The following is a 20009-nucleotide window of genomic DNA, read 5'->3' as shown; positions in this document are numbered from 1 at the left end:
CAACGACACAAAACCGCGTAGGAGCGAATTCATTCGCGAATGAATTCGCGCCTGCGCGGTGTTCATGCACAGATTTACAGCATCGTGCCCCATGACGCACCAATGCAAAGCGGGCCTGAACCGCTCTCTCCCGCCATATCCCCTTGAAAACAGGCCTTCCGGCAAACTGGCACACCCTCTGCATAGCTCCCCATAACCCCACCATGAATGTGGTCGGGCAGTGCATCCGGCAGCGTGGCTCGATGACACCCCAAAACATACGATGAATGACAGGCAAAGGCGCCTGGAACCGAAAGGTTCCGGGCGTCTTTTTTTTTGGCTTTGAAAAACCTGATTGGCCTAGGCCGGGACTTGCTATGAACACCACAGTCTTACCCTTCAACGATGTACAGACCCTTATCGTCGTCGGCAATGGCATGGTCGGTCATCATTGCGTCGAGCAGTTGATCGCAGGCGGCGCCCTTGATCGCTATCGCATTCATGTCTTCGGCGAAGAACGCCAGCGTGCCTATGACCGCGTGCATCTTTCCGAGTACTTCACCGGTCGCGATGCCGAATCCCTGGCCATGAGCGATGCCGCTCTTTATGAACAGGCCGGGCTGACCCTGCACCTGGGCGTTCCGGTACTGGAGATCGATCGTGAGCGCAGCGAGATCATTACCGCTGAAGGCTGCTTCACCTATGACAAGCTGATCATGGCCACGGGCTCGTTCCCGTTCGTGCCGCCGATCGAAGGTGCGCAAGGCAATTCGCGCCTGGTCTACCGCACTCTCGAAGACCTGGACACCATTCGCTATGCCGCCGCCAAAGCCAGGCGCGGTGTAGTGGTCGGTGGCGGTCTGCTGGGACTGGAAGCGGCCAACGCCCTGAAATCCCTCGGGCTCGAAGCGCATGTGGTGGAGTTCGCCCCACGCCTGATGCCGGTGCAACTGGACGACCATGGCGGCGCCGCCCTCAAGGCGCGGATCGAAGCTCTGGGCGTCGGTGTGCATCTGTCACGCGCCACGCAATCGATCAGCGACGGCAAGCAGTACCGCTATCGCATGAACTTTGCCAACGACGAGTTCCTGGAAACCGACCTGATCGTGTTCTCTGCCGGCATTCGCCCGCAAGACGCCCTGGCTCGCCAGTGCGGTCTGGAACTCGGCCCACGTGGCGGTATCGCCATCGATGAACACTGCCGCACCAGCGATGCGGATATCTACGCGATTGGTGAATGCGCGGCCTGGAACGGCAGCGTCTTCGGTCTGGTTGCGCCGGGCTATCAAATGGCCCGCAACGTGGCGGCCCAGCTCTGCGATCAGGACGCCGACGCTTTCTTCGGTGCCGACATGTCCACCAAGCTCAAACTGCTGGGTGTGGATGTAGGTTCCATCGGCGATGCCCATGGCGCACTGGCCGGTGCGGTCAGCTACCGTTTTATCGATGAAGCCACTTCCAGCTATCGCCGTCTGGTGGTCTCGGCCGACGGCAAGCAAGTGCTGGGCGCGGTGCTGGTGGGCGACAACAGCTATTACGACACCCTGCTGCAATATGCCCAGAACGGCATTCCCCTGCCCGCCGACCCATCGAGCCTGATTCTGCCTCGTGGCGAAGGCGCACCGACTTTAGGTGCCGATGCCCTGCCCGCCACGGCGACCATCTGCTCCTGCCACAACGTCAGCAAGGGCTCGATCTGCTCGGCCATCGATGCAGGATGCACCGATCTTGCCGGTATCAAGACCCAGACCAAGGCCTGCACGGGCTGTGGCGGCTGCGCGGCCCTGCTCAAGCAAGTGTTCGAACATGAACTGATCGCTCGCGGCGTCAGCGTCGACAAGAGTCTGTGCGAACACTTTGCCTACACCCGTCAGGAGCTGTATTCGATGGTTCGCGTTGAAGGCATCGAAACCTTCGAAGAACTGCTGAGCCGCCACGGCAAGGGTGCCCATGGCTGCGATATCTGCAAACCGGCTGTAGGCTCGATCCTCGCGTCCTGCTGGAACCGGCAGATCACCGAACCTTCGCTGGTGCCGCTGCAGGACACCAACGACACCTTCATGGCCAACATGCAGAAAAACGGCACCTACTCGGTGGTCCCGCGCATTCCCGGTGGAGAAATCACACCGGATGGCCTGATTGCCATCGGTGCCGTGGCCAAGAAATACGACCTGTACACCAAGATCACCGGCGGCCAGCGTATCGACCTGTTCGGCGCACAATTGCACGAACTGCCGGATATCTGGAGCGAACTGATCGACGCCGGCTTCGAAACCGGTCATGCCTACGGCAAATCGACCCGCACCGTGAAATCCTGCGTGGGCAGTACCTGGTGTCGTTATGGCGTGCAGGACAGCGTAGCCATGGCCTTGCGCATCGAAGACCGCTACAAGGGCCTGCGCTCGCCGCACAAACTCAAGTTCGCCGTTTCCGGCTGCACCCGTGAATGCGCGGAAGCACAAAGCAAGGACGTTGGGGTCATCGCCACCGAAAACGGCTGGAACCTCTATGTCAGCGGCAACGGCGGCATGCGCCCGCGCCATGCGGAACTGTTCGCCACCGATCTGGATGACGAAACCCTGATCCGTTACATCGACCGCTTCCTGATGCTGTACATCCGTACCGCCGACAAGCTGCAGCGCACCTCGGTCTGGCGCGAGTCACTGGAAGGCGGCCTGGACTACCTCAAGGCCGTGATCATCGATGACAGCCTGGGACTGGCCGATGAGCTGGAAGCCCAGATGCAACTGGTGGTCGACCGCTATGAATGCGAATGGGCCAATGCCCTCAAGGACCCGGAAAAACTCAAGCGTTTCCGCACCTTCGTCAACGACAAGCGCAGCGATCCGGACGTCCATTTCGTCAAGGAACGCGAGCAACGCCGCCCGGCAAAACCTGAAGAAATCGCCCTTATTCCTTTCAAGGAGGTGGTCTGATGAGCCAGTCCAACGCGGCCTATGCCGAGAAGATATCCGCACCAATTCCACACATCCAGTGGCAGCCCCTGTGCTCGCGCCGGGATCTGGTAGCCAACTCGGGCGTAGTGGCCTGGCTCGACGGCGCACAGGTCGCGCTGTTCTATCTGCCTGAAACCGCCGAGGGCGAAAAGCTCTATGCCATCGAGAACCGCGACCCCAAATCCGGCGCCAATGTCATCGGGCGCGGCCTCATAGGGCAGATTGGCGGAGAACTGGTCATTGCCTCTCCGTTGTACAAACAGCACTTCCGTCTGCACGACGGCACCTGCGTGGAATACCCGGAACAACAGCTCGAAGTCTGGCCGGTGCGCCTGAACGGCGAGCAGGTGGAAATCGCGGTTTAAACTGCCTTTGGGCAAATCCTACAGGGTTTATCTGTATATCCATACAGATAAACCTTGCCCCCGACGCGTTCAGTGTTCATCCTTACAGCCTTCAAGACCCGTCAATGCAAGCGGTGGTTATGCGGCTGTTTCTCTGCGAAAAACCCTCACAGGCCAAAGATATCGCCGCCGTCCTCGGCGCGACCCGGCGTGGGGATGGCTGCTGGACAGGCCCCAATGCCACCGTAACCTGGTGCATCGGCCACCTGCTGGAAACCGCGCCACCGGATGCCTACGACGCCCGCTACAAACGCTGGGTGCTGGAAGACCTGCCGATTGTTCCCCAGCAATGGAAAATGCTGGTCAAACCCCGCACCGCCAGCCAGTTCAAGGCCGTGAAACGCCTGCTGGGCGAAGCCCGCGAACTGATCATCGCCACCGACGCCGACCGCGAAGGCGAGATGATTGCCCGCGAACTGGTAGAACATTGCCGCTATCGTGGGCCGATCCAGCGCTTGTGGCTGTCGGCACTGGACGACGCCTCGATCCGCAAGGCCCTGGCTTCCCTCAAGCCCGGTGCCGATACCTTCAGCCTCTATCATTCGGCACTGGGTCGCTCCCGCGCCGACTGGCTGATCGGCATGAACATGAGCCGTCTGTTCACTCTGCTCGGTCGCCAGTCCGGTTATCAGGGCGTGCTGCCGGTGGGTCGTGTGCAGACACCGACCCTGCGACTGGTGGTGGATCGCGACCGCAGCATCGCCGACTTCGTACCGGTGCCCTATTGGGCCATCGACGTAAAACTGCTGCATGACGATCAGGCCTTCATTGCCCAGTGGCGAGCGCCTTCGGATGTCTGTGACGATCAAGACCGCTGCCTGAACCAGCCGCTGGCGCAGCAGGCCGCGCAGGAGATTCGCAACGCCGCCAGCGCCAGGGTCATCAAACTTCGCACCGAACGGATTCGCGAGGCTGCACCCCTGCCCTTCGACCTGGGCACCCTGCAGGAAATCTGCTCGAAAAAGCTCGGCCTTGGCGCTCAGGAAACCCTGGATATCGCCCAGGCACTGTATGAAACCCACAAGGTCATCACCTACCCGCGCAGCGATTGCGGTTACCTGCCCATGAGCCAGCATGGCGAAGCGGCGGCCATCATCGCCGCACTGGGCAAATCGGATCCTGCGCTGAGCGAACTGCTCAGGCATCTGGACCCGCAACGCCGCTCAAGGGCCTGGAACGACGCAAAGGTCAGCGCTCACCACGGCATCATCCCCACCGCTGCCGCCCGCGGCATCGAGCGCCTGAGCGGCAAGCCGCGAGCGGTCTACACCCTGATCCGGGCACGCTATCTGGCGCAATTCCTGCCCAATCACGAATTCGACCGGACCCAGGCCGACTTCGACTGCGCCGGGCATGCCTTGCGGACCATCGGCAAACAGGTCATCGAGCCGGGCTGGAAACGCGCCATGCCCGAGGCCCTGGCTCCGACCAAAGGTCGCGAAGCCCCGACCCCGCAAAACCTGCCGGCACTGTTTCAGGGCTGCGATTGTGCGGTGAGCGATGTCATCCTCAAGGACCTCTGGACCCAGCCGCCCAAACCTTTTACCGAAGGCGACCTGATCAAGGCCATGAAGAATGTCGCCAGACTGGTGGAAGACCCGCTGCTCAAGCAGAAACTCAAGGACACCACCGGTATCGGCACCGAAGCTACCCGCGCCGGTATCATTCAGGGCCTGCTCGATCGGGGTTACCTGACAAAACAGGGCAAGGCATTGTGCGCCACTGCCGCAGCATTCAGCCTGATCGATGCAGTACCGCGCGCCATCGCCGACCCCGGTACCACCGCCATCTGGGAACAGGCGCTGGATATGGTGCAAAGCGGTGAAATGAGCCTGGAAGAATTCGTCGCCAAACAGGCTGCCTGGATGAGCAAGCAGGTCAGCCGTTGCGTCGGCCTGCGCATGACCATCAGCGGCCCCGCCAGCCCGGTCGGTGGCGCAGCGCCCTGGAAGAAAAAACGCAAGACCGGTACACGCAAGGCTGCCGGTGCAACAACGAAGGCCAAACGTCCCACAAGAGCAACGAAAAAAGCCTGATCCCCATTTGTATCCCATCCCTTACACTTGTTGCTTGCCGCTTGAATCCCCTGCCTTTCACTTCCCCCCTATACATCCATGCCGTTTTGATAGCACAATAATGATAATGATTAGCATTTACTAACATTAATGAATCTTAATTGTTACATTCTGGCTTTCCGTTTGAAGATGACTGCCACTGGAAAAAGGGAGCGGCACCAGCATGCGTGTATTAGTGGTAGAAGACGACATATCCGTCAGCCATTGGCTTGGCAGCAAACTCCATGCGTTCGGCCATAACTGCAAGTTGACTCATGATGGTGAAGGCGCGCTGGAGATTCTTACCCAGGAAGCCTTCGACGTCGTGGTGCTGGATCGCATGCTGCCCAGGATGGATGGCATCGAACTGCTCAACCGGCTCAATGGCCGCTCCCGCCCTCCCGTGCTGATCCTGTCGGCAAACGACCAGACCAGCGACCGTGTCGAAGGTTTGCGTGCCGGTGCAGACGATTACCTTGGCAAGCCTTTCGACTTCACCGAACTGCTGTTACGCCTGGAGGTACTGGCCCGTCGACACAATCAGACCTCCATGGATGAAGTGATTTACATCGAAGACTTGCGTATCGACCTGGGCCAGCGCAGTGCATGTCGGGCCGGGCGCAATATCGATCTGACGGACAAGGAATTTCGTCTGCTGCAAGTGCTGGCCGAGCATCCGGGGCAGACGGTCACTCGAACCATGCTGCTGGAAAAGGTCTGGGGCTATCACTTCGACCCGCAGACCAATCTGATCGACGTCCATATCTCCAAGCTGCGGACCAAGATCGACAAGGGGTTTGAGCGCAGCCTGCTGAGGACCATTCGTGCTATCGGCTATGAACTCGGCTAGTCGTTTCCAGCTGCGCCATATCCTTGAAACCAGCAACTTCCAACAAGCCGCCACCATGGCGTTCGCCTGTCTGCTGGTAGCACTGCTATCGGTCATCGGCAGCGGCTGTGTACTTGAAAACGTCATGCGCAGCCATGTACGGGAAATGATTCTCGCCGACGTGCGCACCATGCATGAACTGACCCAGAGCCGCAGCAGCCATCAGGTTGCAGAACTGCTCAGGCAGCGCGACCTCTATGATCGTCGCAGCGAGCGCCATTCCCTGCTGCTTGACCCGCAGGGCAAGGTATTGACCGGCGACGCGACGATGCATGAAGTCATGGATTGCATTGCCTCCAACTGCCCGGACAACTGGCGAAATATCCGCAACGAAAAGCTGCAGATCATGGGGCTGGTGATCCAGTTGCGCGACGGCGGTCGCTACTTCAGTGCCTACGACCTGCAACCGATGCTGGAACGCACCCAGATCATTCCACTGATGGCCGGCGCGGGGCTGTTTCTGGTGTTGCTGGGCAGCCTGATCCTCAGCCTGCGCTACAGCCTGCGCAAGCTTTACCGTATAGAACTGATTCATGACGCCCTGAAGCGCTTTGCCAGCGGCGATCATCAGGCCTTTCCTCCCCATGACCGCAGCGGCGACGAACTGGACAGGCTGGCCACCGATATCTATCGCAACCTGGAGCGGATCAACAAACTGATGGCCGAGGTCAAGGGCGTGACCAGCCACATCGCCCACGAACTGCGAACGCCGCTGACACGCCTGCAGAATCGTCTGGTCAGCGCGGCGGAAATCGCCACGGGCGATGTGCGTGACGCCCTGTGGCTGGCTGCCGATGAAAGCGAACGCATCCAGAGCCTGTTCCGGGCAGTGATGCGGGTCGGAGAAGTGGAAACCGGGCGTTGCGCCCATCTTTTCGAGGAGTTTCCGGCCCAGGATCTGCTCAACGACCTGCGCGAGTATTACCTGCCCCTGGCCGATGAACGCAACTCGCCACTGGTACTGGACATAGACCCCGGCTGCCGGATCTGGGGCGACCGTGCCCTGCTGTTCCAGGCCATGGCCAATCTGGTGGACAACGCGCTGAAATATGCCCCTCGCAACTCCACGATCACCCTGTTTGCCCGATATCGCCCGCTCTTCACCACTCTGGGCGTGGCCGATCACGGCGAGGGCATTCCGGCGTCGGCCACCAAACAGGTGGTGGAACGCTTCCATCGCCTGCACACCTCCGGCGACATTCCCGGCAACGGACTCGGCCTGACGCTCGTCAAGGCCATCAGCGAACTGCACGGCGGCTCCCTGCAACTGAGCGACAACCAGCCCGGCCTGCGTGTCGAACTGCAGTTGAGCCGGGCGATTCCTTAACGCTTCTTAATGATCCCCGCCTTGCCGCTTAATGAGAATAAATCTTAGTATCGTTTCACCTTATCGAACCGTCCCTGATCGCCGTTGATTGCGCTCGGGACTCCCTTTGCGACGTCTCACACAGGCCTGCGTCATGCTCAATTCCTTCAAGAAATTCCTTAACGACGAAAGCGGCGTGACCGCCATCGAATACGGCATCCTGGCGGCTTCCATGGCCGCGGCCATCGGCTACATCTTCGGTTCCGACGGCCAGTTCATCGGCGCGCTCAAGGAGCGTTTCGGCGGTATTGCCGACCAGATCAAGGCCACCAACAACAGCACCGGCAGCAACTGATATTTCCCCGCAGGATTTGCGTCCATGACCAGCCTTGTCGTCGTTCTGCTGTTTCCCGCCTTGTGCTGGGTCGTGGTCACGGACCTGCTGTATCGCAAGATTCATAACCGACTGGTGCTGGCCCTGCTGGCGGGATGGCTGGTAATGCCCCTGCTGGCACCTCTGAATATCGGCCCTTTTGCGAGCTTCGGGGTCTGGCAGACCCTCTCCGCCATGGGCTGGTCCACGGCAGGCGCAGCGCTGGTTTTTCTGGTCGGTTATGGCCTCTACATGATCGAGCGGGTCGGCGGCGGCGACGTCAAGCTGATGACCGTGCTGAGCCTGTGGATCGGCAGCGAAGACCTGATCACCTTTCTGATCATCACCTCGCTGGCCGGCGGCATTCTGGCACTGGTGCTACCCACGCTGGAAATGCTCGAAGCCGCTCTTGCAAGGGGCGTGATGTGGCTGATCCGGCGTATGCCGCAGGACGCCATCGCAGTACCGATCATCTATGACGCCCAGCGCCCCGCAGGTATTCCCTACGGCCTGGCCATCGCAGCAGGTGCGCTGTTCACCTTGCTGTTTCCCATCCATACCTGAACCCACAGTAGCCGTACTCGATGAAAAAGAATTCGCTCATTCTGCTGACTGGGGCCATTGTCCTTGCCAGTGGCTCCGCTCTGCTCGCCCGGGCGTTGCTGGCACCGCCCAAGCCGCCTGAAGTCAAGGCGCAGGTTCAGCCTGCCGCCCCCAAGGAAGCCACTCGCCAGGTACTGGTCGCTTCGCGCAATCTGCAACCGGGCGATTTCATCGATGCAGGCAGTCTGGACTGGCAACCGGCAACCGCACAAATGACGCGTTCGCTGTATTTCATCGAGGGTCAGGACAAACAGGACTCCCTGCTGGGAGCCACTGTGCGTCAGCCGGTCGAGGCCGGTCAGCCATTGACCAGCAGCGTGGTCGTACGTCCCGGTGAGCCCGGGTTCCTGGCCTCGGTCATCAAGCCCGGCATGCGCGCCGTGTCGGTGCCGACCAGCGCAGTGGAAAGCAACTTCGGCCTGGTGGCCGCCGGTGACCGGGTGGATGTGATCCTGAGCCTCAAACGCGAGCAGGAAACCCAGGCACCGGACGCCACCGCCAACTCCGCACCGTTTCTGGCAGCCCAGACCATCCTTCACGATGTCCGGGTACTGGCGATGAATAACAGTACCCGCAGCGACCTGAACGTGCGCCGGGATCTGGAAACCACGCCCAACGCCAAGAGCACCGGCACTCGCCAGAGCTTTGAAACCGTGACGCTGGAAGTCGCGCCGTCGGCAGCCGAACAACTGGCGGTCGCCAAGGAAATCGGCAACCTGCAACTGGCCATCCGCTCATCGGTCGAGCAGACCGAAGACGAGCTGCTGACCAGCGGTGAGGTCACCACCCTGAACAAGACCACCAGCATTTATCCCGCGCAGAAGAGCGCGAGCAGATCCGGGCCATCCGCCACTGTGCAGGTCTTCAGAGGCAAGGCCACCGAAGTTCTGGATCTGGCGAAACACTGATCAGTTGCGACTCCCGGCCTGCTAGCGCCGGCAGACGCCTTTACGGAAAAAACAGCATGAAACGCACAGCGCAACCTCTGGCTTCGGGCCGGAACGGACTCTCCTTGCTGCTCGCCGGGCTCGGCTTGAGCGCCACACTGGTCGGCCCCTCGGTTGTCATGGCCGAACAGGCGACCGCAGACCACTACGACATGCCGGCAAAAACCCCGGTCACGCCAGTCATAACGGCCCAGCAACGCGCCCAGTTGCAACAGATCAGTGAAACCCAGACGGTCAATCTGACCGTACGCCAGGGACGCCTGCTGCAACTGCCGCGCGCCGCGGCAAAAGTGCTGCTGGCCGATCCGGAAGTGGCCAGTTTCCAGATGCCGTCCCCGAGCAGCGTCTTCGTCTTCGCCCAGCGTTCGGGAGCCACGACTCTGTATGCGCTGGATGCCAACGATAATGTGATTGCAGCCATGCGCCTGGTCGCAGGCTTCGATCTGGAAGGCCTGCGCCAGCAGATCGAAAACGAAGTCGTGGGCTCCCAGGTCAGCTTCGTTCCGGCGGCAGGCGACGGCCTGATCGTTCGCGGACATGTCCGCACACCTCTCGAAGCCCGCCAGGTCATGGCCAGCGTCAAGGCGGCCGTCGGTGCCAGTGACAGCGCAGCCGGTGGACCGGGTGGCGGTGGCGGCGCTCCAGCGGGTGCGCCGGGAGGCGGCGGCCCGGCTGCCCCCCGCGTGATCAATCAACTCAAGGTCGAGCTGTCGGCCCAGGTCAATATCCGGGTCCGGGTCGTCGAAGTGTCCCGCAGTCTCAGCCACACCCTGGGCCTGAACTGGGACTCGGTCATGAACAGCGGCAAGTTCCGTCTGGCGACCGGCTCATCGACCAGCCTGTTCAACGCCGCCAACGCGGCCTCATCGGCTGGCACCATTGCGGGCGCGACCCAGGCCGGTCAGTTGATCCGCACGGCCAACACCATCGGCTTCACCGACGGCAACCTGACCGGGCTGATCAACGCCCTGTCGGTGGAAGGCATGGCTTCGGTCCTGGCCGAACCCAACCTGACGGCCATGTCCGGCGAAACCGCAGGCTTCGCCGCCGGGGGTGAAGTGCCCATCGTGGTCATCACCAACAACAACGTCAGCATCACCTACAAATCCTACGGCGTGATCCTGCGCATGACGCCCACCCTGCTCTCGCCCAACCGCATCAGCCTGCATATCGCGCCGGAAGTCAGCGACCTGTCCGATGACGGTGCCGTGACCCTGCCCGATGGCGGCTCGACCATCCCGGCCTTCAAGGTTCGTCGCGCCGACACCACGGTGGAACTGGCCAGCGGCCAGAGCTTCGCCCTGGCGGGCATGCTGCGCAGCAACGTTGCCCAGCAAGTCAGCGGCCTGCCGGGCCTCAAGGGTGTGCCGTTGCTCGGTCGCCTGTTCGAGGGTGAAACCAGCACACAGGAGGACACCGAACTGGTGATTCTGGCGACCGCTTATGTAGTCGATCCGGTGACCGAAGGTGAATTGCAAACCCCGGGCCGCGGCCTGCCAGCCATGGATGCGCAAATGCCGCGTCAGGCCAGCGCAGGGTACTTGTACTGATGGAGACCTTGAAAATGAAGCCTGCCACTTTCCGCCTCGCGCTGCTGGCCTGCCTGCCCTTGCTTATGGCCGGCTGCACCGCGCAGTACAACGAAATGCGCGCCAAGCGCTTTGCCAATACGCCGATGCCGGTTACGCAGGTGAATCCCAGCGCCCTGAGCGTTTCCCTGAATACCGTCAATCAGGGCAAGGGGCTGACCGCCGAGTCCCTGGAAAACCTCAACACGATGCTGAGCAATCAGGGCCGTCTGAAAAACCAGAGCCTGACCCTGCAACCCTTCACACCGGCCGGTGAACAGATGGCCAGACGTCTGGCGCGGGTCCTGAGCGAGCGCGGCGCGGATGCCGACCGCATCATTCTGGCCCCGGTCCAGCTCAAGGCTGCCGAGCAGTCCGGCGGCTGGGACCTGCAGATCATTTCCGAGGCCATGGTCGCGCAGATCCCCGATTGCCGGATCGCCAATCCCGATGCCTGGACCATGACCCCCTATCAGGCGGTCGGCACCCTGGGCTGCGCCAACCGGGCCAACATTGCGCGGATGGTCAGCGACCCTCGCGACATGGTCCGCCCACGCACCCTGGACAGCGCCGATGGCAACCAGGCCAACAATGCCGTGCAGCGTTATCAGGAAAGCAATACCACCGAACTGATGAACATCGACTTCTCCCAGGATGACTGAGGACGCCGCCATGAACGACAAGACCCATACTGTATTGCCCAGCGGCGACAAAACCTTCCTGGCTCCGGTCCTGTTCGCCGCAGGCACGGCTGACCAGCGCAGCTTCGCCGAACAGTTGCAGCGCCTGGGGCAGCCCGAAGCGCTGGTGCTCAGTGGCGGCATCGAAGCGGCCAAGGCCTGGTGTGCCGAGCAGCGGGCCAGCCTGCTGCTGGTGGATCTGGATGGCGAGCAGTTCCCCCTTCAGGCCATCTCGGAGCTGTCGAGCCTGTGCGATCCGGGTTGTGCGATTCTGGCCATCGGCAGCCAGCAGAATGTGGACCTGTACCGTGCCCTGATCCACAGCGGCGTGGTGGATTACCTGTGCAAACCCGTGCCACTGGATTTGCTGGCCAGCAGTCTGGAACGTGCGCGAAATCTCCATCGGCAACCCCAGGCCAGCCAGGTGCGTACCGGCCGCAGCATTGCTGTGACGGCCTGCTCCGGCGGGCTGGGCACCAGCACGGTGAGCGCCGGCTTGAGCCTGTTGCTGTCACGGGAACGGCATATGCCAGTGGCCGCGGTGGATTACGACCGTCACAACGCCGACCTTTCTCTGCTGCTGGGAGCCCAGGGCGACTGCGGACTGGCCGCGGCCTTGAGCAGCAGCGAGATCGACGCACGCTTCCTGCAACGGGCCATGACACGCCTGGATGACCGCCTGCATCTGTTGGCCCAGGAACCTTCGGCCGATCATTTCGCCCCCATCGACACCGACCACCTGCTGGAACTGGGTGCCAACCTGTGCCGCCTGTTCAATCAGGTGGTATGGGACTTGCCATCCGGCCACCCTCAGGGTGCGCTGGAAGTCCTGCGCCACGTCGAAACCCGCATTCTGCTCAGCGAGTTCACCATTCAGGGTGCCCGCAATACCCAGCGCCTGCTTGAGGAAATCGGTGACGAAAGCGAAGGCCAGCAACTGCTGCTGGTCGTCAACCAGAACCACGGCACTCACCAGACAGTCGCCCGCGAACAGTTCGAGGCCTTTGTCGGCAGACGCGTGGATCTGGTCCTGCCTTACGCCGGACATGCACTGAGCGACAGCCTGTTGGGCGGCCCGCTGCGCCTGGAAGCTGCGCCGGCCTTTCGTCAGGCCCTGCTGAATCTGGCGGACCTGGCCTGTGGCCGAAAACCGGGTAACGCCCTCGCGGCAACATCGGTGCTGGCCCGCCTCAAAGGCGCCCTGACCCGCCGCAACGCAGCCTGAAACAAAGGAACCGGATCATGCTGATACGCAAACCCAGAACGCTTGTACCCGCTGCAACGCCATCGCCCGTGCCGGAAGGCGTCGAGCCGGCCATCGAAATGCAGAAGGTCAGCGCCACCAAGGCCAGCCCCACACTCAAGAACGTCGACAGCGGTGCCAATCTGAACCGGCGCCTGATACGCGGCTTTCTCTATGACCAGATCGATCCGCTCAAGGCCGCGGCTATGGGGCGCGACAAGCTGCGCCAGCAGATCGAAAGCCAGATACGGCGCATCTGCGATGAGAACCGCCTGCAACTGTCACGCCCCGAAGAAGAGCAGATTGCCAGTGAAATGCTCGACGAAATGCTGGGCATCGGGCCGATCCAGCCGCTACTGGCCGATGACACGGTCAACGACATTCTGGTCAATGGCGCGGGACAGGTGTTCGTCGAACGCTTTGGCAAGCTGGAGCTGTCGAATATCACCTTTCTGGATGAAGAGCATGTATTCAACACCGCCCAGCGTATCGCGGCCGGTGTCGGGCGGCGTATCGACGAAGCCAATCCCATGGTCGATGCACGACTGGCCGACGGCAGCCGGGTCAACGTCATTACCTACCCGCTGGCCATCGACGGCACCACCATTTCCATCCGTAAATTCATGCGCCGCAACCTGACCCTCGAATCCCTGGCCGCACGCAACGCCATGTCGATGGAAATGGTCCAGGTGCTCAATCGCGCCATGATTGCCAAGCTCAATATCGTGGTATCGGGCGGTACGGGCGCGGGCAAGACCACGCTGCTCAATGCACTGTCGCAGAAGATCAGCGAAGACGACCGCATCCTGACCATCGAGGACGCCGCCGAACTGCAACTGCAACAGATCCATGTGGTGCGCCTTGAAACCCGTCCGGTCAGTGCCGAAGGCACCGGCAAGGTCGATCAGCGCGACCTGGTGCGTAACGCCCTGCGGATGCGGCCAGACCGGATCATCCTCGGCGAGGTGCGGGGCGGTGAAGCCTTCGACATGTTGCAGGCCATGAACACCGGCCATGACGGCTCACTCTGTACGGTACACGCCAATACCCCCCGCGACGCCATCATGCGTCTGGAAAACATGGTGATGATGGCCAGTATGCAACTGCCCATGGAAGCCATCCGGCGTCAGATAGCCAGTGCCGTGAACCTGGTGGTTCAGGTCGAACGCCAGCGTGACGGCGGGCGGCGCGTCGTCTCCATCACCGAAGTCTGCGGCATGGAAAACGACGTGATCCAGACCCAGGAACTGTTCGGATTCAAGGTCCGCTCCACCGACAGCCAGGGCAAGATCCTGGGCGATTACGTGGGCAGCGGTCAGCGACCCGAATTCTATAACCAGCATTCCCATCTGTTTGGCGATCTCTGAGAGGACACCTCATGCAAGCTGTCCTCGATTTGCTCACCCTGCTGGTTTTCGCCTGCGTCATGTTCGCCTTCTATGGGCTGTTGAGCCTGAGCAAGCGCCGCCAGCGTGCCGCCGAAAGTGCCGCCCGCCTGGAGCAACTGCTGCGCGACAAGGTAACGGTGAATGCGCCGAATACCGAGGTCGAGAGCATCATGCGCGAGATGCAGAGTGCGCCACTGGGCCATATTCCCTTGCTTGGCACTCACATCACCCATCTGTGGATCAACCTGAACCTGCTGGGCTGGCGCAAGACCCTCAGGACACGGGTCATTGCATTCGCCATGGGAGGCTTCTTCGCCGGTGTACTGATCGGTCGCGACACGCCCATGCCGCTGCTGTTCGGCAGCCTGATAGCAGTATTCGCCGCCATTGCCCTGTTTACGCTGTTCTATCGTCAGGCGCTGTCCAAATACTACAAACAATTGCGTCAGTCCCTGCCCGAAGCCATCGATTCCATCACCCGCACCTGCCGTGCAGGCGTACCGATCAGCAATGCCTTCGCGCTGGTCGCCGATCATCTGAGCGGGCCGTTGAGCGTGGAGTTCGCGATCATCGATCACTGGCTGCGCCTGGGCGTGCCGCTACGGCGGGTCATGCAGGATTCCACCCTGCGGGTGCCACTGGCCGAATACCGGTTCTTCGCGGTGATCCTGATCATCAATCAGGAAGCCGGTGGCCGCCTGGGCGAAACCCTGGACCGGCTCTCGACCACCCTGCGCGACCGTCACGAGTTGCAACTCAAGATTCTGTCCAAGACCTCCGAGGCGCGTGCCTCTTCCAAGATCGTGTCATCGCTGGTGCCCGCCATGCTGGGCTACATGTACATCAATGCCCCCCAGGACTTCCGCTTTCTGCTCAACGACCCCACCGGCAATATGGTGCTGTTCTACGCACTGGCCAGCGTCACCCTGGGGCTGATCATCAACCACTTGATGGTGAGCCGAGTCGGATGAGCCCTCGTCTTTGCGGAGAACAACAGCCATGACCAACGAAACCCTCGCTCTGCTCGCCCTGGGCGTGATGCTGACCGGAACCGGCCTGGGTCTGCTTGGCTGGTACCTCGGCCTGTCGGACAAAAGCCTGGATCTACGCCTGGGGCGTGGCGAAGACAACCGCCAGCAGCAGGCCCAGGCCAATATCCTGCGTACCGATCAACTGACGCTGTCTGCCAATGCCAGACGCCTGCTGCTGCCAGTGGCTTCGGTTGGCGAACATCTGGCCGGCACGGCACAGGATCGCCAGCATCTCAACCGCCTGCTGAGCATGGCGGGCTTCCGCGCACAGGCCAGTCTGGGTCTGCTGATGGCTGCCAAATATGCCAATGGCCTGCTGTTTCTGGGCATCGTCCTGTTCGGTGTTCTGGATGCCCAAAGCCGTTTCGGCCTCAAGGGTCTGGCCATGGGCCTGATCGCTTTGTTCGTCGGCACCACCCTGCCCGAAGCCTGGTTGAAATGGCGGGCGGCGCGCCGCGGTGGACGCATGGCCCGCTCGGTCCCCGATGGCCTGGATCTGATGGTGATCTGTGCCGAAGCCGGCCTGCCGCTGGGCCGCATCATGCAAGTGGTGGCCAGAGAGCTGGCACTCTCGGCTCCCGAACTGGCGGATGAATTGCGCTACACCTTCGCCGAGCTGCAAATCGTCAGTGACCGCTCGCGGGCATTGCTCAATCTTGCCGAGCGCACCGGCGTTCGGGAAATCGAAAGCATGGTCGGCACCCTGATCCAGGCCGAGCGCTACGGCACTCCCCTGTCCCAGGCACTACGCACCATTGCCGATGAAAGTCGCAAGACCCTGGTACTGGGCCTTGAAGAAAAAGCCGGAAAGCTGCCCGCGCAAATGAGTGTGCCGCTGATGGTCCTGATCCTGCCGCCGATCATCGCGGTCATGGGCGCTCCGGCGATGATCCGCCTGGTCCGCGCCCTGGCGCAAAACTGATGCCTGCCTTGTCTCTGGAGAATATCGTGTCCTCACCTCTGTCCCTTTCGCGCCTTGCACTGCTGTCGCTGCTGATCGTCGGGCTCAATGGCTGCTCCAGCCTGCCCGGCCTCGACCATGCCAATGCCCAGCCACAGACCAATGCCCCCCTGAGCAAAAAGGAAAGCGCCGAGGCCTTGAGGCTGGCTCGGGTACTGCGCGATAACGGTCGCATCGAAGCAGCCACCGAGGTCTACGCCAGAATGGACCAGCGCCAGCAGCTCAATCCCCGTGAACTGCTGGAATACGCCAGCGTTGCGGCACTGGTGCGCAAGCCGCAGCAATCTCTGGAGCTCTACGGTCGTGCCCGACACGCCCTCGGGGGTGCCGATAATCTCAGTTCGCCAGAAAGCCTGATTACCTGTCTGGGCATGGGTCGCGCCCGCCTGGCGCTGAATCAGCTTCAGGCGGCGGCCAAGGATTTCAATTGTGCGCTCAAGGCCCAGCCGGACAGCACCGAAGGGCTCAATGGCCTGGGAGTGGTCAACAACAGTCTTGGTCAGACCGAGCAAGCGCAGAAGCTGTTTCAGCAAGTGCTGGAGATCGATCCGTCCAACCAGCCGGCCCTGAACAACCTGGCCATGACCTATCTGAGCACCCAGCAACCGCAGCAGGCCATTACCCTTCTGCAGGGTGCCAGCCTCAATGCCACGCCCAGCCTGGTACTGAATCTGGCACTGGCTCATCTGCTCAAGGGCGACAGCGATCAGGCGCGCCAGACCCTGAGCCGCAACCTGCCCGATGCCAATACCGAAGACCTGTTGCAAGCCTTGCAGACCAGCGTCGCCCGCATTCACGCCGGCTCGCCTGCCGCGACCGAACTGCTTGCCGCCAGTCAGCGTCCGCTGGCACTGGGCACACCACAGTGAAGCGGATCAGTCGCCACAGACAACGCGGCGTGACGGCGGTGGAAACCGCGCTGATCATGCCGGTGATCCTGATCGGCCTGATGATGTTCTTCGAGCTGGCACGTATCGCGCTGGTGGTGATTATCGGCAATCTGGCGCTGGACTCGGCACTGGGCGGTCTGCGCCGGGAGAAAGTCGACCTGATGGCCACCGAGCAGATGCAGACCCTGATCACCGACCGGATTCTCCTGGCGTCCTACGGCTATCTCAAGGCCAACGAAATCCAGGTCGATGCAACGTCCTACAGCGCCCTGCAAGTCATGGGTGGCGACGAAACCAACTCCGACGAGTCGGCCACCGAGTTGCCCGATGGCAGTCAGCCGGTGATTGTCGTCAAAGTGGCCCTGCAACAGACCTACATCACCGCCCTGCCCAAACTGCTGGCCCTGCCCGATCGCTTTACCTATGAGTATCGCCAGGTGCTGGGCAACCTCTACAACACTGCCCTGATTGGTAACGAGCAATGATCAAGCGTACGCAGCAACGCGGCAGCGCCCTGCTGGAAACCGCACTGGCCCTGCCGATCATCCTGGGGACAGGTTTTATCTGCGCCGATCTCTACAACCTCAGCCGTGCCAAGGCCGATATGGAGCGCAGCACCTCGACGCTTTCCTCGATCCTGTCGATTCAGGAACGACTGACCAGCGGCGGCCTGGAGCAATTGATCGAGAATATCCGCGGTCCGCGCAAGGATAACTATCAGATATTCATCGCTCAGGTACGACGCAGCGGTGAAGTGGTCTGGCATCTGCAGCGGGGCAATGCCACAGGGTTGTGCGACGACCCTTTCGCCGGCAATCAGTACAGCGGCGAATTGCCCGAAAACAGCCCTGAGCAGTCCTCCTCCGAAGAGCCGCAGGAAGACAAGGTCTCGATGCTGATCGTGCAGACCTGCCAGGCCAGTACCGAACTGGCCCTGAGCAGTGATCTGTTCGGCGGCAGAATCCTGCAGAGCATCGCGCTCGATCGCATGCAGAACAGCGACCTGCAACTGGCTGAAGACCTGGCTCAGGAAGCCGGTCTGGACAGGGAAAAGACTTGATTAAGGCTTCTTAATGGAGCCGGCCTTGCCGCCAATTGGGAAGGATTCTTATTCTTATGTAACCCTCGAGGCTGCCGTCATGGTGGCCTGCTGATCCCCTTCAGGAATGACCGCTTCATGCTCAATCGCAGGCTTCAGCGCGGTAACGTCGCGCCTTTCATGATCCTTGCCACTGGCGGCCTGCTACTGGCCAGTGCCTATGCGATAGATCTGACGCGCATGACCAGCAATGCCTCGCAACTCAAGCGTGCCACCGACGCAGCAGCCCTGGCCGTCGGCCGGGCCTATGCCGACGGCGATGAAAACGTCGCCAGGGACCCCGTCGGCTTTGCCACCGCTTATGTGCGCCAGAACCTGGGCATGGATGCGCAACTGCTGGAAAACCTGGGCGAAGTCACCCTCGAAGAAGGCCGCAGCGTCGACAGCAACCCCACCTACCGGGTCACTGCCACGTCCCGCCACGATCCACAGGTGAGCGGCAATGCCAGTCAGGAACTGACGGTGCATTCCACGGCGGAGTTGATCAGCAAGCCGCTGGAAGTGGCGATGGCGATTGATTCGTCGGTCAACTTTGCCTCGATATTCTCCGGTATCAGCCCGGACGCACAGTTGCACATGGACGCAACGGAGCACTTTCTGGGCGAACTGTTCGGCCAGGACAGCAATGGCAATACCCGCGAGGAGAAAGAGAACCTGCGGGTAGCCATTATTCCCTTCAGCAACGATGTCAATCTGTACGACCCCGATCACAGCCGCAACAGTCAGCCACGGCTCAAGGAGTGGACGACTCCGGATGCACTGACCACTGAAGATCCGATCCCGAGCCTGCGCACCCGGGGCTTCTACCGGCAATACGGCGACTTGAGCAATATCATGTTTCCGGACCGCAGAGCCAGGCGCCAGAGTTTCTACAGGGGAGACAACTACCGGGACAAGACCTATGACTGGATTGCCTCGCCTGCCGAGTCAAGGATGCGTCTGAACGCGAACATGATGTACCTGAACCCGGAAGACAATCGTCCCGTCGTTTCCGAGCGCCGCATGTTCTCACTCAGCACAGTGGATGCAGACGGTGCCGATCAGACGATCATGACCGACCACACCATCCCCAATGCTCCCTTGCTGCCTCTGGAAGCCAGCAGAAGCAAGATCGAAACGCGGGTGCGCGAGATCAGAGGGGACTGGCAGATCCATCCCCTGCCCGGGCTGGTATGGGCAGGCAGCACCCTGTCACCCAACTGGCGTGGCGGCAACGGCTGGGGCGACAGCACATACCCGCTGGACTTCAACGCCGATGGCAGCGGTCCCAATCGCAAGGCCATTGTCTTGTTGATGAACTGGAATGCAGGTTCTGCGTGGCGTTCGGAAAAGGAAACCCTGCGCAACTACCTCGACACCTGCCAATCCTTCAGCGACAACGGAATCGTTTTCTACGCCGTGGTTCGCAACACCACAGACATCAACAGCCCCGGCGGCCACTACGTGACACCTGCCGACTGGCTGACCCCCTGCACCGGCGGCGGCCAACGCCTGCATGTCATCGCAGGCAACTCATCGGACACCCCCGGTGATCTGAAGGCCGCTTTCGACAGCATTGCCAACGAACTCAAGAGCCAGGCCAATCGCGTGCTGCTGATTGAATGATGCGCCTCCCCATTTCCGCTTATGCCTCCAAG

Annotated in this window: 18 protein-coding genes; all 18 read left to right on the top strand. The window is 61.3% G+C overall.

The window, feature by feature from the left end:
- The first annotated feature begins 356 nt into the window (after nucleotides 1-356).
- On the top strand, nucleotides 357-2915 hold the full coding sequence (gene nirB, locus JSY17_RS00255; RefSeq protein ID WP_206400978.1) for a nitrite reductase large subunit NirB: 2559 nt from the start codon (nucleotides 357-359) through the stop codon (nucleotides 2913-2915).
- Nucleotides 2915-3301: a nitrite reductase small subunit NirD gene (gene nirD / locus JSY17_RS00250; RefSeq protein ID WP_117164943.1), complete on the top strand. Its 387-nt coding sequence runs from the start codon at nucleotides 2915-2917 to the stop codon at nucleotides 3299-3301. Before nirB ends, nirD begins: the two co-directional genes overlap by 1 nt.
- 119 nt (nucleotides 3302-3420) lie before the next feature.
- Nucleotides 3421-5376, top strand: coding sequence for a DNA topoisomerase III (locus JSY17_RS00245; protein WP_206401397.1), 1956 nt, complete (start codon nucleotides 3421-3423; stop codon nucleotides 5374-5376).
- A 202-nt stretch (nucleotides 5377-5578) separates the two neighbouring features.
- Nucleotides 5579-6244: a response regulator transcription factor gene (locus tag JSY17_RS00240; RefSeq protein ID WP_117183437.1), complete on the top strand. Its 666-nt coding sequence runs from the start codon at nucleotides 5579-5581 to the stop codon at nucleotides 6242-6244.
- On the top strand, nucleotides 6231-7610 hold the full coding sequence (locus tag JSY17_RS00235) for a sensor histidine kinase (protein WP_117164945.1): 1380 nt from the start codon (nucleotides 6231-6233) through the stop codon (nucleotides 7608-7610). The genes JSY17_RS00240 and JSY17_RS00235 overlap by 14 nt, the downstream gene beginning before the upstream one ends.
- Before the next feature lie 133 nt (nucleotides 7611-7743).
- Entirely contained in the window at nucleotides 7744-7944 is a 201-nt protein-coding gene (locus JSY17_RS00230; protein WP_117164946.1) for a Flp family type IVb pilin, read from the top strand.
- Nucleotides 7945-7968: 24 nt separating this feature from the next.
- The gene (locus JSY17_RS00225) at nucleotides 7969-8526 is read left to right on the top strand and encodes an A24 family peptidase (protein ID WP_117183439.1); all 558 of its coding nucleotides are present in this window, start codon (nucleotides 7969-7971) and stop codon (nucleotides 8524-8526) included.
- 20 nt (nucleotides 8527-8546) lie between these two features.
- A complete protein-coding gene (gene cpaB / locus JSY17_RS00220) occupies nucleotides 8547-9473 on the top strand; it encodes a Flp pilus assembly protein CpaB (RefSeq protein ID WP_117183440.1) in 927 nt (308 codons plus the stop codon).
- Nucleotides 9474-9529: 56 nt separating this feature from the next.
- On the top strand, nucleotides 9530-11062 hold the full coding sequence (locus JSY17_RS00215; protein ID WP_200998138.1) for a type II and III secretion system protein family protein: 1533 nt from the start codon (nucleotides 9530-9532) through the stop codon (nucleotides 11060-11062).
- Nucleotides 11063-11076: 14 nt separating this feature from the next.
- On the top strand, nucleotides 11077-11742 hold the full coding sequence (locus JSY17_RS00210) for a CpaD family pilus assembly lipoprotein (protein WP_162880463.1): 666 nt from the start codon (nucleotides 11077-11079) through the stop codon (nucleotides 11740-11742).
- A gap of 10 nt (nucleotides 11743-11752) precedes the next feature.
- On the top strand, nucleotides 11753-12985 hold the full coding sequence (locus JSY17_RS00205) for a hypothetical protein (RefSeq protein WP_206400977.1): 1233 nt from the start codon (nucleotides 11753-11755) through the stop codon (nucleotides 12983-12985).
- Nucleotides 12986-13002: 17 nt separating this feature from the next.
- Nucleotides 13003-14370, top strand: a complete 1368-nt coding sequence (locus tag JSY17_RS00200) for a CpaF family protein (RefSeq protein WP_201012961.1) — start codon at nucleotides 13003-13005, stop codon at nucleotides 14368-14370.
- Between the two features lie 11 nt (nucleotides 14371-14381).
- A complete protein-coding gene (locus JSY17_RS00195; RefSeq protein ID WP_117183443.1) occupies nucleotides 14382-15362 on the top strand; it encodes a type II secretion system F family protein in 981 nt (326 codons plus the stop codon).
- A gap of 28 nt (nucleotides 15363-15390) precedes the next feature.
- A complete protein-coding gene (locus tag JSY17_RS00190) occupies nucleotides 15391-16344 on the top strand; it encodes a type II secretion system F family protein (protein WP_122370824.1) in 954 nt (317 codons plus the stop codon).
- Nucleotides 16345-16370: 26 nt separating this feature from the next.
- Nucleotides 16371-17252, top strand: a complete 882-nt coding sequence (locus tag JSY17_RS25890) for a tetratricopeptide repeat protein (protein WP_162880464.1) — start codon at nucleotides 16371-16373, stop codon at nucleotides 17250-17252.
- Complete coding sequence (locus tag JSY17_RS00180; protein WP_122370823.1) at nucleotides 17249-17758, top strand: TadE/TadG family type IV pilus assembly protein; 510 nt, start codon at nucleotides 17249-17251, stop codon at nucleotides 17756-17758. The genes JSY17_RS25890 and JSY17_RS00180 overlap by 4 nt, the downstream gene beginning before the upstream one ends.
- Nucleotides 17755-18333, top strand: a complete 579-nt coding sequence (locus JSY17_RS00175; protein WP_200998136.1) for a TadE/TadG family type IV pilus assembly protein — start codon at nucleotides 17755-17757, stop codon at nucleotides 18331-18333. The genes JSY17_RS00180 and JSY17_RS00175 overlap by 4 nt, the downstream gene beginning before the upstream one ends.
- A gap of 117 nt (nucleotides 18334-18450) precedes the next feature.
- The gene (locus tag JSY17_RS00170; protein ID WP_206400975.1) at nucleotides 18451-19977 is read left to right on the top strand and encodes a TadE/TadG family type IV pilus assembly protein; all 1527 of its coding nucleotides are present in this window, start codon (nucleotides 18451-18453) and stop codon (nucleotides 19975-19977) included.
- Nucleotides 19978-20009: the final 32 nt, after the last annotated feature.

The sequence above is a fragment of the Pseudomonas capsici genome, assembly GCF_017165765.1.
Classification (GTDB): domain Bacteria; phylum Pseudomonadota; class Gammaproteobacteria; order Pseudomonadales; family Pseudomonadaceae; genus Aquipseudomonas; species Aquipseudomonas capsici.
This window is presented reverse-complemented; position numbering and strand designations above follow the sequence as displayed.

Coding starts and splice junctions, on each gene's coding strand:
- nirB (WP_206400978.1), top strand. CDS start 357: ATGAACACCACAGTCTTACCCTTCAACGATGTACAGACCCTTATCGTC.
- nirD (WP_117164943.1), top strand. CDS start 2,915: ATGAGCCAGTCCAACGCGGCCTATGCCGAGAAGATATCCGCACCAATT.
- JSY17_RS00245 (WP_206401397.1), top strand. CDS start 3,421: ATGCGGCTGTTTCTCTGCGAAAAACCCTCACAGGCCAAAGATATCGCC.
- JSY17_RS00240 (WP_117183437.1), top strand. CDS start 5,579: ATGCGTGTATTAGTGGTAGAAGACGACATATCCGTCAGCCATTGGCTT.
- JSY17_RS00235 (WP_117164945.1), top strand. CDS start 6,231: ATGAACTCGGCTAGTCGTTTCCAGCTGCGCCATATCCTTGAAACCAGC.
- JSY17_RS00230 (WP_117164946.1), top strand. CDS start 7,744: ATGCTCAATTCCTTCAAGAAATTCCTTAACGACGAAAGCGGCGTGACC.
- JSY17_RS00225 (WP_117183439.1), top strand. CDS start 7,969: ATGACCAGCCTTGTCGTCGTTCTGCTGTTTCCCGCCTTGTGCTGGGTC.
- cpaB (WP_117183440.1), top strand. CDS start 8,547: ATGAAAAAGAATTCGCTCATTCTGCTGACTGGGGCCATTGTCCTTGCC.
- JSY17_RS00215 (WP_200998138.1), top strand. CDS start 9,530: ATGAAACGCACAGCGCAACCTCTGGCTTCGGGCCGGAACGGACTCTCC.
- JSY17_RS00210 (WP_162880463.1), top strand. CDS start 11,077: ATGAAGCCTGCCACTTTCCGCCTCGCGCTGCTGGCCTGCCTGCCCTTG.
- JSY17_RS00205 (WP_206400977.1), top strand. CDS start 11,753: ATGAACGACAAGACCCATACTGTATTGCCCAGCGGCGACAAAACCTTC.
- JSY17_RS00200 (WP_201012961.1), top strand. CDS start 13,003: ATGCTGATACGCAAACCCAGAACGCTTGTACCCGCTGCAACGCCATCG.
- JSY17_RS00195 (WP_117183443.1), top strand. CDS start 14,382: ATGCAAGCTGTCCTCGATTTGCTCACCCTGCTGGTTTTCGCCTGCGTC.
- JSY17_RS00190 (WP_122370824.1), top strand. CDS start 15,391: ATGACCAACGAAACCCTCGCTCTGCTCGCCCTGGGCGTGATGCTGACC.
- JSY17_RS00175 (WP_200998136.1), top strand. CDS start 17,755: ATGATCAAGCGTACGCAGCAACGCGGCAGCGCCCTGCTGGAAACCGCA.
- JSY17_RS00170 (WP_206400975.1), top strand. CDS start 18,451: ATGCTCAATCGCAGGCTTCAGCGCGGTAACGTCGCGCCTTTCATGATC.